The organism is Terriglobus sp. ADX1, from assembly GCF_036877645.1.
In the GTDB taxonomy this organism is placed as follows: Bacteria; Acidobacteriota; Terriglobia; order Terriglobales; family Acidobacteriaceae; genus Terriglobus.
On record NZ_JAEDXV010000012.1, the window covers coordinates 98,265 to 112,572 of the forward strand.

The window sequence follows — 14,308 nt, forward strand, 5'->3', positions numbered from 1 at the left end:
TTGCTGCGGTCTTTTTCTTTTGACCTTGCAGCAACAGGCAACACCGCTGCATAGGCTATCCTGAAGATGCTTCCACTGTGCTCCCCATCCTCGACCCCTGGAAGGCGCGTGAACGTTTCAGCGATACGAAAAGCCCTTTGGATATACCTACTGCTGCTGGTGCCACTGGCGTGGTTTTCTGCACAGTACGATGCCTACAGCATTGACGGAGACGCCGTAGCCTACATGGATCTGGCTGATCTGATCCGTGGGCACAACTTACACGCTGCGGTGAATGCCTATTGGCATCCGCTGTATCCGGCCTTTCTGGCTGCGGCGCAGACGATATTCCATGTGAACCGCTGGGATGAGTTGGGTGCCTATTACGCGGTCAATGTCTTCATTTTCTTTCTGGAAGTGGGTAGCATCCTGCTTCTGGTGCATGGACTGGTGCGCTTACGGAAACGGCTGGCGCCGGCCATGGAGAGCCTTCTCTCTGCCGACTTGCTTGCCTTATTTGGGCTTTCGTTGCTGGTGATTGCCACCACGCGAGAGCTGACACTTGGCAAAGTGCGAACGGATAGCCTGCTACAAGCGTTGATCCTTTCCGGTGTTGGGCTGTTGCTGGAAGCGCTGGCGACGGAAGGTAGCGCAGCCTTTGTTTATGCAGGCTTGATGGGACTCACGCTCGGCTTCGCGTATCTGACCAAGTCGTTCGCATTTCTGCTGACACTTTTGTGTGTCGCTGCGCTGGCGTCGTTTGCAGTGCTGGTATGCAAGCGCCGTATTCCCACGGCGCTTGCGCAGAGCGTTGTTGCGTTGGTTGCATTTGGTGTCATCGCTGGGCCGTATATCGCGGCGCTTTCCCGTCAACATCATCGATTTGATTTTGGTGACTCCGGCAGTCTGAACTATGTCTGGTATGTTTCTGGCACAGAGAAGATGCATCTGCAACCGCGGATGACCAATTCATTTGGTTCTGCTGTGGTCGAGTTGAAGCATCCTGAGCAGGAATTGATGCAGACGCCGGGCGTCTATAGCTATACGCAGATGCAGCATGGGACGTATCCACCGTGGTTTGATCCAACCTACTGGAACGATCACATTACGGCGAAGTTTTCGTTGTCCCGGCTTGTGTCACGTGATGAGCGTAATGTGGTTTTGATCTTCCGTTATCTTTTGAACCATCCAGAGCCATTGCTTTTGCTGCTGGTTCTGTTGCTCACATGCGGAAGACTTAACTGGCGCGGTCGTTATGCTTGGCCGGTAGCGGGATTAGGCATTTTGATATGGGCGATTTATGCCCTTGTGAATGTTGAAGAGAGATACGTTACGGCAGCATATCTCCTGATCCTGATTGCGCTCTTCGCTATGTTTGAGAAGCGCAAATCACACGAGAGCACACTGCAGCTTGTGCCTTCTGCTGTGTTGCTACTGTTTGCGTTGTTGCCTTTGGGAGCGTTGATTCGACAAACGGCAGAGAATCGGCGACAGCTTTCCATTATTGGGCAGGTGCCTGCATGGCGTGATGCTCAGATCTTCAATGCTGCGGAAGGGTTGCGGTCCATGGGCCTAATGCCGGGTGACAGTATTGCCTGTGTTGGAGCGGCTGCATGCCTCAACGACCACTACTGGGCCAGGATTGCAGGAGTGCGTATCGTTGATGAGATCTATGCACCCGAGGCAAAGCATCTGGCTGTGCAGTTGGACGCGATGCCGAACCGGCAGCAGGCATACGATGCGCTTCGTAGTCAGGGAGCAAAAGTGATCGTGGGGGCGTTTGACCCAGGTGAGATGAATAGCGCACACCCCGCCACGGAAGGGTGGCAACGGCTTGGTGAGACAAGGTATTACGCTCTCCGGTTAAGCCCGAAGTCTTAAGTCATGCCATGATGAATGCAATGAGCTCACAGGAAGCCGCACATACAGGTTCGTTAGAACTCACAGTTGTCATGCCCTGCTTGAACGAGGCAGAGACACTTGCCATTTGCGTGGATAAAGCAATGGCGGCACTACGAGAGAACAACATTGCGGGCGAAGTCGTCGTTGCGGACAACGGTTCCACAGACGGTTCGCAGCAGATTGCTATCGACCACGGCGCACGAGTAGTTAACGTACCTATCCGTGGTTATGGTGCTGCGTTGAATGCGGGTATTCTTGCTGCGCAGGGCAAATATGTATTGATGGCGGATGCTGACGATAGCTACAACTTCGCGCATATTCCACGGTTTCTGGAACAACTTCGTAACGGCGCAGATTTGGTTATGGGCAATCGCTTCGCAGGAGGAATCGGACCCGGCGCAATGCCCCCGCTGCATAAATATCTTGGCAATCCGGTTCTAAGCTGGATGGGGCGTACGTTGTTCCATACGCCGGTTGGCGACTTCCATTGCGGTATTCGCGCCTTCAGCAAGAGCGCTTATGAATCCCTTGCGCTTCGCACCACGGGCATGGAATTTGCCAGTGAGATGGTGGTGAAGGCGTCGCTGCAGAAGCAGAAGATTGTCGAAGTGCCGACGAACCTGAAGAAGGACGGCCGTAGCCGTCCTCCACACCTGAAGACGTGGCGCGATGGATGGCGACACTTCCGCTTCCTGCTGATGTATTCGCCGCGTTGGCTATTCCTGTTTCCCGGCCTTACGTTGATGCTTGGCGGCTTTGGGTTGATGGCGTGGCTGTTGCCTGCGGAGCGTCCGTTGGGCCATATCAACCTGGGTGTGGATACGTTGGCGTATGCCGCTGCAGGTGTGTTGCTGGGCTTTCAGCTTGTGTTCTTTGGCGTTTCGGCCAAAGTGTTTGCGATCACCGAAGGCCTGCTGCCTGAAGACGAAAGCTTTGATCGTTGGTTTCAGTACGTCACGTTGGAAACTGGTTTGATTGCGGGCGTGTTGCTATTGCTGGTTGGTATCGGAATTGCGATCTCTTCAGTTGTCGGCTGGGCACATACGGGCTATGGGCCGTTGCCTCCCGTAGAGATGATGCGTCGCACGCTTCCAGCCATGTTGTGCCTGATGCTGGGAACGCAGGTGTGCTTCGGTAGCTTCTTCCTTAGCCTTCTGGGTCTGCGTCGCCGGTAAACGGCGAACGCAGGACTTGCACAAGCCTGTTTTGTTTACACTAGGCCGCAGATGGCAGCTTCGATGTACATCGTCGTTGAGGGAGACGATCCCGGCTTCGATACGTTCGTGAACGGTCGCGCACTGGCTCGTAATGAAGACCCGTTGGAGCGTCTGGCGATCCACCTGGGAGTGCGTCCCCTCATTGATTTCTTTTCCGCGGATGACAACGCGATGGCGCTGCTGCTGGAAGAGGGAGCAGGTGATCCTGAACTACAGGGAAAACTGCTTCCACCGCAGTGGTTCAGCGGATACGAAGGATTGGCCACGGTGTCGCCCATGCTGCAGGCCTTAAAGGAAGATCCAGCACTGATTGGCAGTGAAGGCGAGTTCATTCGTGAAGAGCTTGAAGAATACGAAACGGTTCTTCGCAAAGCTGCGGACCGCGGTGTGCGTTGGCATCTTGCGGTGAGTTTTCGCTAAGACAAAATGGAGATGGAACTGTGATTCTTGCACCGCATGAATATGTAACCCTTGAGACTCCTTATGGCCCTATGCGCACGCATATCGTGCGTCCGGCTGCTCCTGGTAAATATCCGGGACTGGTGTTTTATTCGGAGATTTTCCAGATCACAGACCCCATCCGTCGCACAGCCGCGTTGCTTGCTGGACATGGCTATGTGGTCGCCATGCCCGAGGTCTACCATGAGTTTCTACCGGCGGGTGAAGTGCTGGCCTATGACCAGGCTGGCAGCGATGTCGGCAACAAGTACAAGTATGAGAAGGAACTAGCCAGCTACGACGCGGATACGCGTGCGGTGCTGGATCATCTGAAATCGCGCGAGGATTGCACTGGCGAGCTTGGTGCCATCGGTATCTGCCTTGGCGGTCATCTTTCCTTCCGCGCTGCCTTTGAGCCTGATGTGCGCGCCACGGTTTGCTTCTACGGAACGGACATCCATAAGGGGTCACTGGGCAAGGGGCAGAACGACGATTCGTTGGCGCGTGCGGCAGAGATCAAGGGCGAGTTGTTAATGATCTGGGGGCGCCAGGACCCGCATATTCCATTGGAAGGCCGTCGCCAGATTCTTGCGCGCCTGGATGAGTTGAACCTGCGCTTTGCGTGGCATGAAGTGAATGGAGCGCATGCATTCATGCGCGATGAGGGCGCACGTTATGACCCTGAGCTTGCAATGCACCTGTATCGCGAAACGTTGAATCTTTTTGCGCGCCGACTGGGACAGGGAGACCGCTAGGACTACGAGAGGAAGTTCTGCAACCACGGGTCTTCGCTATGGGTCAGCTCCAGCGTAGACCCGTCAAAGACGACTCGTCCCTCGTTCAGCACCAGGAATTTTGTGTTCTTATCCACGCCCCCATCAGGGATGGGCTGCACGGATTTTGTCGCGCTATCCCAATGATGCGTGGCGAGGAAGAACGCGTCCTGCAGGCGATGCGTAATCATCAGCGAGGCAGTGTGCGATTCGTCGCGCTGCTTCAGGATCAGTTCCACAATAGTCGTGGATGTGATGGGATCCAGGCCGCCCGTTGGGGAATCGTAGAGGATCAAATCCGGCTTGGTGATCAGCGCACGTGCGATCGAGACGCGACGACGCATGCCGCCAGAAAGCTCTGAAGGAAATTTGTTGATTGCCTGGCTGAGTTCTACGAACTCCAGCGACTCTTCCACGCGCTTATGCGCTTCGGCCGGATCTACGCCTTCTTCGTTCAGACGGTATGCCACGTTGTCTTCAACGTTCATGGAGTCGAACAATGCAGACTCCTGAAAGACCATCCCCACACGACGCCGCATTGTGAAGAGTTCCTGCTGTGTCATGGTGGTGATTTCCTGACCGAAGACGCGGATGCTACCGCTGTCCGGCGGAATCAATCCATTGATGATCTTCAACAGAACGCTTTTGCCGCCGCCTGCAGGGCCGAGCAGGACGCAGGTTTCACCGTTGTAAAGGGTGAAGCTGACGTCATCGAGAACGCGATTGTTATCAAAGGCGATGCTGACGTTCTGAACCTCAAGTACTGGTTCTTTTGCTTTTTCTTCAGGCATTGTGGTCACCGCCCGAAGATGCCGATGGTCAGGCGGCTGATGAGGAAGTCCATCACGATGATCATTACGGAGGAGACGACCACGGCCTGAGTCGTGGCTTTGCCCACGCCCTGTGTTCCTCCCTTAGTGCTCACACCGAAATAGCAGCCCACGGTGGCAATGATGAACCCGAAGAAGACTGGCTTGGTCATACCCTGCACCACGTCGCCGTAGTTCAGGGCGCGATAGCTGGTTCGCCAGTAAGAGTGGGCATTCAGGCCCAGCATGAAGACCCCGACCAGTCCGCCGCCCAACATGCCCACGGCGTCGGAAATGACCGTAAGCCAGAACAGCATGAATACGGTGGCCGAGACGCGCGGGGCAACCAGTTTGCGAATGGGATCCACACCCAGGGCACGCATGGCGTCCAGTTGCTCTGTCACCTTCATGGAGCCGAGTTCGCTGGCCATGCCGGAGGCGTTACGGCCCGAAACCATCAGGCCCGTAAGTACGGGGCCAAGCTCCTTCACCATGGAGAGCGAAACAAGCGTGCCGGTCATGGAAACGGCACCAAACTCTTTGAGCGACGAAACGGACTGCAGAGCCAGAACGCACCCGGTAAAGAAGCCCGACAGGATCACAATGGGCAACGATCCGATGCCGATGGAATCCATCTGCGTGAAGATGTCCGAGAAATAGACGGGACGCGAAAAGAGAGAGGCGATGGAGCGACCGCAGAGCAGTGAGTACTCCTGCACGGACCACAGCTTGTCTTTGGCAAATTCGGTTGGCGAAACAAACTTCATCCGTGGTCGTTGGCCTGCCCTTAAAAGTTTGGAAGTCCCGGTCAAGGTATCAGATGCGCAGAAACGATCATCCGTTTCGCACCCGCTGCTTAAGCATGCAACAGGTGAGAAAATAGTAACGAATGGCAAAGACGATGCAAGCCGTAGTTCTCCATGGCAGGGAAGACCTGCGACTGGAGACCGTTTCTGTTCCGGAAATTGGTCCCGGAGAGCTTTTGGTGCGCGTTGGCGCGGCCCTGACGTGCGGGACGGACCTAAAGGTGTTCCGCCGAGGGTATCACGCGAAAATGTTGGTCCCACCCACGCTCTTCGGGCACGAGATTGCCGGAACTATCGTGGCTATGGGGGAGGGAGTCGCTGGTTTTAAGCCGGGCGATCGCGTTGTGGCGTCAAATTCGGCTCCTTGCGGAGAATGCCTGTTCTGCCGACGCGATCAGCCGAACCTGTGCAGTGATCTGCTGTTCAACAATGGCGCGTATGCCGAATACATCCGCATCCCGGCCCGCATTGTCGAGAAGAACACGTTACATATCCCGGACGGCGTTCCGTTCGAGCATTCCGCTCTGATGGAGCCGTTGGCGTGTGTTGTCCTGGGGTTGGAGCAGTGTTTCCCCAAACCCGGTGACACGCTGGTCGTCATTGGAGCGGGACCGATTGGGCTTATGTTTATCCGCACAGCGCACATCAGCGGGTGCCGCGTGATTGCCGTGGTGAAGCGTGATGACCAGATTGCCAGTGCGAAGCGATTTGGCGCAGATGAAGTCGTCCAGATTGCTGAGGGTGTCGATACTGTTGCGGCTGTGCGTGCGCTGACACCTGAAAATGAAGGCGCAGACATTGTGGTGGAGTGCGTTGCCACGCCCGCGACATGGGAACAGTCTGTGGACATGGTGCGCAAGGGCGGCACGGTGAACTTCTTTGGTGGCCCACCCAGCGGCACGGTCGTGGCGCTGGATACCAATCGGCTGCACTACGGCGACATTACGCTGAAGGCCACGTTCCATCACACGCCCGCAACAAACCGTCGTGCCTTTGAGCTGATTACCAGCGGACGCATGCGCGCGGAAGATTTCATTACTGCCACCGCGCCATTGAGCGACGTGCCGGAAGTCTTCGCAAAGATGCTGGTGCGTAGTGACAACCGCATGCTCGACATCAAGACAGCCATCCTGCCCGGGAGTGCAGCATGACGTCCGTAGCAGAACAACGGTTGGAGGGTGCTCCAGTGGAGTTGCTGGAGCCTGCCACGCGTCCCTCGTTGGAGGAGGCCCAGGCGTGGTGTAAGGCGCTTGCCGAGTCTCATTACGAAAACTTTCATGTAGCCACGGCGTTCCTGCCAAAGCCGCTACGTCCGCATTTCCACGCGGTGTATGCCTTCTGCCGTGTGTCGGACGATCTGGGTGATGAAGTCGCGGATACGGCAACAGCAACGCGTCTATTACATACATGGCGAGCGATGCTGGATGAGTGCTACGACGCGCCGGAGTTGTCGCGGCATCCTGTTTTTGTCGCTCTTCGACCCACGATTGTGGCTTGCGATCTGCCGAAGAAGCCATTCGCCGATCTCATCGCTGCGTTTGAACAGGACCAGGTAAAGACACGATTTGCCACGTTGGCAGAAGACGAAGAATACTCCGTGTATTCCGCAAATCCTGTGGGGTCGTTGGTGCTGTATCTATGCGGCTATCGCGAACCTTCTCTACACGCGTTGAGCGATAAGACATGCACGGCGTTGCAGCTTGCGAACTTCTGGCAGGACGTTGGCGAGGATCTTCGCCAGCGTGACCGCATCTACCTGCCGCAGGATCGCATGGAGAGGTTTGGCGTGACTGAAGCTGATCTTCGCATCGGTCGCGAGACGGATGGATATCGTGCGATGTTGCAGGAGCTCTGCGCAGAGACGCGTGCCATGTTGCTCGAAGGTGCGCCGTTGATTGATCGTGTGGATCGTGAGCTTGCGGCTACGTTGCGGCTGTTTACTCAGGGTGGACTTGCCATTCTGGATGCGATTGCAGCCGTCGGCTACAACACGCTTAGCCAGCGACCAGAAGTCAGCAAGAGTGCAAAGTTGAAACTGTTGCTTGGCGCCGGATTGAGCAAACTCGGTGTGCACCGTGGATCGCGAGGGCTGCGTTGACAATGCGTCGCACAGTACAACTTGAAGCCGCGTATGCAGAGTGTTGCGCTATTGCCAAGCGCGAAGCGAAGAATTTCTACTATGGCTTTCTTGCGTTGCCAAAGCACAAGCGTGAGGCCATGTGTGCCGTGTATGCGTTTATGCGTCGCGCGGATGATATTAGCGACGATGAGAGTTTCACGCTGGAGACGCGTCGCATCCAGATGGCGTCATGGCTGGCGTCATGGAATGGATTTCGCAGCGCGGCGTTTCACGATGAGTCGCCCGTTTTGCCGGAAGACAAGCGTGATCATGCCGTCTTTCTAGCAGTCGCCGATGTGCAGCAGCGCTTTGGAGTGTCAGACAGACTGCTGGAGCAGCTAATTGTCGGCACCACTATGGACCTGAAAGCGGAGCCGCCGCAAGGCGTTCGCCGCCTGAAACTAGATGGTCGTACAGTCGATGTTTACGAAACGATGCAGGCCTTGGAAGGCTATTGCTATCTTGTGGCGTCTGTTGTCGGCCTCACGACCATCCGTATCTTTGGCTACTGTGATCACGTTGCAGAAGAATATGCAGAGAAGATTGGCCTTGCATTTCAATTGACGAATATTCTGCGCGATGTAAAAGAAGACGCAGAGCGTGGTCGTGTGTATCTTCCGGAAGATCTTCTGGCAAAGCATCAACTGACTGCGCAGGATGTTCTGACAGCATCTGCAAGTGGCACGATGCGTCCTGAACTGCGTGCATCGCTGGCAGAAGTTGCTTCGCGTGCGGAGAAGTATTACGAGGCAACGGATAATCTGATTCCACTACTTGATCGCGACAGTCGGCCTGCTATGCGCGTTCTCATTACGATCTATCACCTGTTGCTGAAGGAGATCGTTGCGCGCAACTATGACGTCTTGCAGCAACGTGTGAGTGTCTCTACTGGCCGCAAGCTACGTGTACTGGCAGGCGGTATGGTGCGTGCGCTGCTGGTTCGTGGAGGAACGGCGTGACCATGCCGTCGTTTGATGTTGTTGTTGTCGGTGCGGGATTAGCTGGCCTTGCTGCAGCTTCGTCGTTGTCTGCAGCAGGTGCATCGGTGCTCATTCTCGAGCGCAAGCCCTTCGTCGGCGGTCGCGCTTATTCCTATGAACATCCCGTTCTGCACGAAGAGATCGATTGCCAGCATGTACTGCTGGGATGCTGCACAAACCTGATCGACCTGTGTGCGAAGTCAGGTGTGGCAGATCGTATCCGCTGGTATGACGAATTAACGTTCTTGCAGCCGGGGAATGCACCACGCACGCGTTTGAAACCGGGCGGCATGCCTGCTCCGTTTCATACTTCGTTTGATTTTCTGCGTGCGCCCATGCTGTCCATGAAGGACAAGATTGCTGTTGCGCGCGGCTTGATGGAGTTCCTTCGCGGCTATCCGCAAGACGACAACGAAAGTTTTGCCACATGGTTGAAGCGCACAGGACAAACCGAAGGCGCGATCAAGCATCTTTGGGAACCTGTCATTGTTGGCGCGTTAAACGATAGTTTTGAAAACTGTTCCACAAAATATGCGGGGCAAGTCTTTCACGAATCGTTCTTGAAATCCGCCGAAGGCGGACGCCTGGGAATTCCGACCCTGCCGCTGTCGCAGTTTTACGGTTACGTCGCCGAGCAGTGTGTGCGCCAGGGTGCGGAGCTTCGTCTGTCGCAATCCGTAACTGCGTTGCATCGGGATGGGGATGCTTGGCGTGTGAGTACGTCCGAAGGCGATTTCGCTGCGCATAACGTGATTCTGGCGACGAACTTCCACCAAACAGCGACTCTGTTGCCGCAAGCGAATTACGCATTTCAGAACTTTAAGAACGCCCCCATCACAACGGTTCATCTTTGGTTTGATCGTCAGATTACGGAACTGGATCATGCCGTGTTGCTGGATACTGGCATTCAGTGGCTCTTTCACAAATCGCGCATTCGCCGCTGGGAAAAGGAACGGGGAAGCTATTGCGAACTCGTAATCTCTGCATCGTTTGAGCAGCTTCATCAGACGCGCGAGGCGATCTTCTCTAACGCTTTGCGCGAGCTTGCAATGTTCTTTCCTGCTGTGAAAGAAGCGAAGTTGGTGAAGAGCGGCATCCTGAAGGAGGCACGCGCTACCTTCTCCGTTACACCGGGACTTGATGCCTACCGTCCGAAGCAGGCAACAGGACTGCCGGGTCTGTTCGTTGCAGGTGACTGGACCGCGACAGAATGGCCTTCCACTATGGAAGGCGCCGTACGCAGCGGGCGCATGGCAGCAGAAGCATTAGGTGCATCTGCTGGTCAGAATGCGCGCTTCTTGTCGCTGGAACCGCAGGCATCTGGTTTCATGCAGTGGATCGCAGCCCGCCGTTAAGCCACAGCATGCATTCGCTTTAGCCGTATTAGCAGCGAGTGATGCCAGGACTTTCCGTAAAGTTTCATCTTTTCGCGCAACAATCCCAAGAACACGCGGGTTACTAGAGATATGGCGAGCCCACGTGCTTGTCGGAGGTGGTTTCCCGATGCGTGCCTCGAATGCTTTTCGTGTTGGTCTTTCTGCGGTTCTCTGTGGGACACTGGCGGTGCCTGCTATGCCAGCAGCGCCGCGAGTGGATCCTGTCCGGCCGTTGGATCGGAACGCACGTGCAGAGTTGATGCTGCAGCGCTTTACCTTCGGCCCCACAGCATCTGATTTGCAAAGCATTCGCAGTGTAGGCATTGAAACATGGTTTCAGCAGCAGTTGAATCCGCAGAACATTCCAGACACAAGTTTTGAAACACGGATGGATGTCTATCCTTCTTTGCGTATGACACAGGCAGAACGGCTACAACGCTACCCGGAACCTGCGACGATCCGTGTGCTGGCACGAAGCGGAAGGCTGCCTGCCGATCCTGAGTTGCGCGCCATCGTCAGCGATCAGGTGGAGTTCTACCAGATGGTGCAGGACAACAAAGCTGCCAAAGCGCAACCTGCTACTAACAGCATGGCTGCTCCCATGATGAGTGGTGCAGCGGAGAAGCCTATTGCGCAAACAACAGCGCAGGTACAGGCTCAGGCTGTGGTTGCAAATCTGGAACAGACCACACCTGCGATGGAAAAGCCGGAGGTAGACGCGATTCTTGCACTGCCCCCGAACGACCGTTACATGCAACTGCTACATATGCCACCTGCGGAACTGATCGCATTGCGTAAGGGAGCACGTGGTCCGCTAGAGGCGAAGTTGGTTGATGGCATGTCGCCTTTGCAGAAGGAAACACTTCTTGCTCTCTCAGGCACCAATCGCATGATGAATGCGGAAACACAGGGTGCACGACTGCTACGCGACATTTATTCTCAGCGACAACTGGAAGCCGTAATGACGGACTTCTGGTTGAATCACTTCAACATTTTCAGCGGCAAGGATGGTCAGGAGCCTTCGCTTATCCCGCAGTATGAACAGACGGTTCGCGATCATGCACTTGGTCATTTTGAAGATCTACTGGTAGCCACAGCGCAAAGTCCCGCCATGCTTCGGTATCTGGATAACGCCACCAGCACAGGTCCCAACTCGCTGGCTTCTCAGCGTGAACGTCGCAATCCCAAGAACAAATCGAACTCAGGGTTGAATGAGAATTACGCGCGTGAACTCATGGAATTGCACACGCTTGGTGTGAACGGCGGATACACGCAGAAGGATGTTACGGAAGTGGCGAAGGTGTTCACCGGATGGACACTGGAACGCCCTTACGATGGTGGTGACTATTCTTTTAACCCCAATCGTCATGAGCCTGGAAGCAAGACAGTGTTGGGCAAAACGATTAAGTCAGGCGGAGAAGACGAAGGACGTGAAGTACTGCACATGCTGGCCACGAGCCCAGCAACAGCGCACTTTATCAGTACAGAAATTGCCCAGCGGTTTGTGAGTGATGCTCCACCGAAAGCAATGGTGGATCGTATGGCGCAGACCTTCCTGAAGTCCGATGGAGATATCAAAGCCGTGCTGTTGACCATGGTGCATTCTCCAGAGTTCTTTACTACCGCGACGGTAAATGCGAAGTTGAAGACACCGCTGGAATACGTCACGAGTGCGGTACGTGCAAGTGGTGCTGAGGTGACGAATCCATTGCCGTTGGTGCAATCGCTGCAGCAGCTTGGTATGCCGTTGTATGGATGCATGCCACCTACCGGTTACAAGTGGGATGAAGAAACTTGGCTGAGTTCTTCGGCGTTAATCAATCGCATGAACTTCTCGCTGGCGCTGGCGACGAACCGCATTGGCGGCGTGAGTGTGGATTGGACACCGGTGATCACCGATTCAAGTGCAGCGATCATGCGTCCTGTTGCGATGACTTCTGCTTCCTCCGATCCAGAAGCGATGCGCAAGGAATCGCTGCTCGAAGCGAAGTTGTTTGAGGTGCCAATCAGTGCGCAGACGCGCTCGGCCGTTATCTCGCAAGGGAATGACAATATAGCCGCGCAGGCTTCCCAGCAGTTCTCGCAGACGAACAACGGCCATGTGCTAACGCAGGCAGAGAAAGACGCACAGCAGCAAGACAAGTTGGACGAAATGATGATGGGCCGCCGAAACGGGATGCAACCTGCAAAGGCTGCAGGCGGAGTGAAAGGACAGGCCGTTGTGCAGCGTGGGCTGGGTGCAACACCAGCAAAAATGGGACCGCCACCTGCAGATAAACAAGCTGCGGCCATGGCAGGCCTTCTGCTTGGTTCGCCGGAGTTTCAACGGCGGTAACAAGGGATTGTAAAGGCGAGGGTAACGCTATGTTTTCACGGCGAGCATTTGTAAAGAACGGCGCTCTGGCGCTGGTCGGCACGGCAACCGTTCCGCAGTTCCTGGTGCGTTCGGTGATGGCGGAACAGGCGACAGCGCAAGCCAATGGCAAGAAGCTTGTGGTGCTGTTCCAACGTGGTGCGGCGGATGGCCTGAACATCGTGGTGCCGTATCGCGAGAAGAACTACTATGCCATGCGTCCGAATATTGCCATTCAACCCAATGAAGTGTTGGATCTGGATGGTCAGTTTGGATTGCACCCCGCCATGGCTCCGCTGCTGCCGCTGTATCAGAAGGGACACTTGGCAGTGGTGCATGCTGTTGGTTCGCCGGACACAACACGGTCGCACTTCGATGCGCAGGACTACATGGAGAGTGGCACACCGGGCATCAAGAGCACGCAGGATGGTTGGCTAAACCGTGCGTTGCAGGCGGAACGCATCGATCCCAAGGTAGCAACAGCATTCCGTGCAGTGGCGTTGGGAACGCAGGTGCCGCGCACGTTGCAGGGACGTCTACCTGCGGTTGCCGTGTCCAATGTAGCGAACTTCTCTGTGGGCAATAGTCAAGGAGCGCAAGCGGCGGCTGTCTCCAGTGCGTTTCAGGAGATGTATGCCGGCACACATGACCGCATTCTGAGTGGTGAAGGTCAGGAGACATTCGAGGCCGTACGCATGCTGAAGGCGACGGATCCTGCTCACTATCAACCTGCCAATGGTGTCGTCTATCCGAACACCTCCTTTGCCAACAGCCTGAAGCAAGTGGCGCAGTTGATGAAGGCCAACCTTGGAGTGGAAGCGGCGTTTGCCGACATTAATGACTGGGATACACATCAGGCGCAGGGCGCGGTGCAGGGAAGACTTGCGAATCGCCTGAAGGAGTTCAGTGAGGCGATTGCGTGCTTCTGGAATGACATGGGGCAGGATGCCGAACACATCACGCTGGTGACGATGAGTGAGTTTGGTCGCACTGCGCGACAGAACGGTACAGGTGGTACAGATCATGGGCATGGCAACGTGATGTTCGTACTTGGTGGCACTATTCGCGGTGGCAAGGTTTACGGTGAATGGCCGGGACTGGAAGATCACCAGTTGAACGAAGGACGTGACCTGGCGATCACCACTGATTTTCGGCAGGTATTGGCCGAAGCGACGCAGCATGCGTTGGGAACGCGTGATCTTTCACAGGTGTTTCCAGGTGCCAATCTTGGACAAGATCAATACCTGCGGTTTGTCTGAGTGAGGATCCAAGAAGTGCAGATGGGACGTAGAAATCACGTCGCCTGATATGTCACGACGTATCCAATTAGGTTCCTACAAAAGGCTTATTGGTACCGCGCAACCTTTGGTCGAAAATTGCGTCTTATTGGATGTAGTCAGTAGTTAGCCGGGGTCACCCTCTACGACACCGGTTTCACCTATCCGCAACAAATCTTCCCACCTTTTATGTAAGGCTCCCAGAGTATCGGGAGCCTTCACTTCTATGGGCCGTATGGGTGGCGAGTGATGGTGGCTGCTGGCTGAGTAGCTGGCTGT

General features: G+C 55.3%; 12 protein-coding genes. 10 read left to right on the plus strand and 2 right to left on the minus strand.

The annotated features are described in order from the left end of the window. Window positions 1-108: 108 nt before the first annotated feature. From JAO32_RS10025 to JAO32_RS10040, 4 genes are read left to right on the plus strand one after another with little or no spacing between them, the layout of a single operon-like run. On the plus strand, window positions 109-1,860 hold the full coding sequence (locus tag JAO32_RS10025; RefSeq protein WP_334239854.1) for a hypothetical protein: 1,752 nt from the start codon (window positions 109-111) through the stop codon (window positions 1,858-1,860). A gap of 20 nt (window positions 1,861-1,880) precedes the next feature. Then, a complete protein-coding gene (locus JAO32_RS10030; RefSeq protein WP_334239856.1) occupies window positions 1,881-3,056 on the plus strand; it encodes a glycosyltransferase family 2 protein in 1,176 nt (391 codons plus the stop codon). 51 nt (window positions 3,057-3,107) lie between these two features. Continuing rightward, entirely contained in the window at window positions 3,108-3,518 is a 411-nt protein-coding gene (locus JAO32_RS10035) for a hypothetical protein (RefSeq protein ID WP_334239859.1), read from the plus strand. A 20-nt stretch (window positions 3,519-3,538) separates the two neighbouring features. Continuing rightward, window positions 3,539-4,291 carry a dienelactone hydrolase family protein gene (locus JAO32_RS10040; protein WP_334239861.1) on the plus strand — a complete coding sequence of 251 codons (753 nt, stop codon included), beginning with the start codon at window positions 3,539-3,541 and terminating at the stop codon, window positions 4,289-4,291. A 2-nt stretch (window positions 4,292-4,293) separates the two neighbouring features. Here the strand turns inward: JAO32_RS10040 and JAO32_RS10045 are convergent, their stop codons facing one another. Together JAO32_RS10045 and JAO32_RS10050 are read right to left on the minus strand one after the other, a co-directional pair. Continuing rightward, the gene (locus tag JAO32_RS10045; protein WP_334239863.1) at window positions 4,294-5,100 is read right to left on the minus strand and encodes an ABC transporter ATP-binding protein; all 807 of its coding nucleotides are present in this window, start codon (window positions 5,098-5,100) and stop codon (window positions 4,294-4,296) included. A 5-nt stretch (window positions 5,101-5,105) separates the two neighbouring features. Next, window positions 5,106-5,885, minus strand: a complete 780-nt coding sequence (locus tag JAO32_RS10050) for an MlaE family ABC transporter permease (protein ID WP_334239865.1) — start codon at window positions 5,883-5,885, stop codon at window positions 5,106-5,108. 122 nt (window positions 5,886-6,007) lie between these two features. Between JAO32_RS10050 and JAO32_RS10055 the strand changes: the two genes are divergently transcribed. The 6 genes from JAO32_RS10055 to JAO32_RS10080 all read left to right on the plus strand — a co-directional run bounded on the left by JAO32_RS10055 (window position 6,008) and on the right by JAO32_RS10080 (window position 14,011). Continuing rightward, the gene (locus JAO32_RS10055) at window positions 6,008-7,075 is read left to right on the plus strand and encodes an alcohol dehydrogenase catalytic domain-containing protein (RefSeq protein ID WP_334239867.1); all 1,068 of its coding nucleotides are present in this window, start codon (window positions 6,008-6,010) and stop codon (window positions 7,073-7,075) included. Next, entirely contained in the window at window positions 7,072-8,022 is a 951-nt protein-coding gene (gene hpnC, locus JAO32_RS10060; protein ID WP_334239869.1) for a squalene synthase HpnC, read from the plus strand. Before JAO32_RS10055 ends, hpnC begins: the two co-directional genes overlap by 4 nt. A gap of 2 nt (window positions 8,023-8,024) precedes the next feature. Next, window positions 8,025-9,002, plus strand: coding sequence for a phytoene/squalene synthase family protein (locus JAO32_RS10065; protein WP_334239871.1), 978 nt, complete (start codon window positions 8,025-8,027; stop codon window positions 9,000-9,002). Window positions 9,003-9,004: 2 nt separating this feature from the next. Beyond that, a complete protein-coding gene (gene hpnE, locus JAO32_RS10070; protein ID WP_334239873.1) occupies window positions 9,005-10,378 on the plus strand; it encodes a hydroxysqualene dehydroxylase HpnE in 1,374 nt (457 codons plus the stop codon). A gap of 148 nt (window positions 10,379-10,526) precedes the next feature. After that, window positions 10,527-12,734 (plus strand): DUF1800 domain-containing protein, encoded by a 2,208-nt coding sequence (locus JAO32_RS10075; RefSeq protein WP_334239875.1) that lies wholly within the window; start codon window positions 10,527-10,529, stop codon window positions 12,732-12,734. A gap of 29 nt (window positions 12,735-12,763) precedes the next feature. Continuing rightward, window positions 12,764-14,011 (plus strand): DUF1501 domain-containing protein, encoded by a 1,248-nt coding sequence (locus JAO32_RS10080; protein WP_334239877.1) that lies wholly within the window; start codon window positions 12,764-12,766, stop codon window positions 14,009-14,011. Window positions 14,012-14,308: the final 297 nt, after the last annotated feature.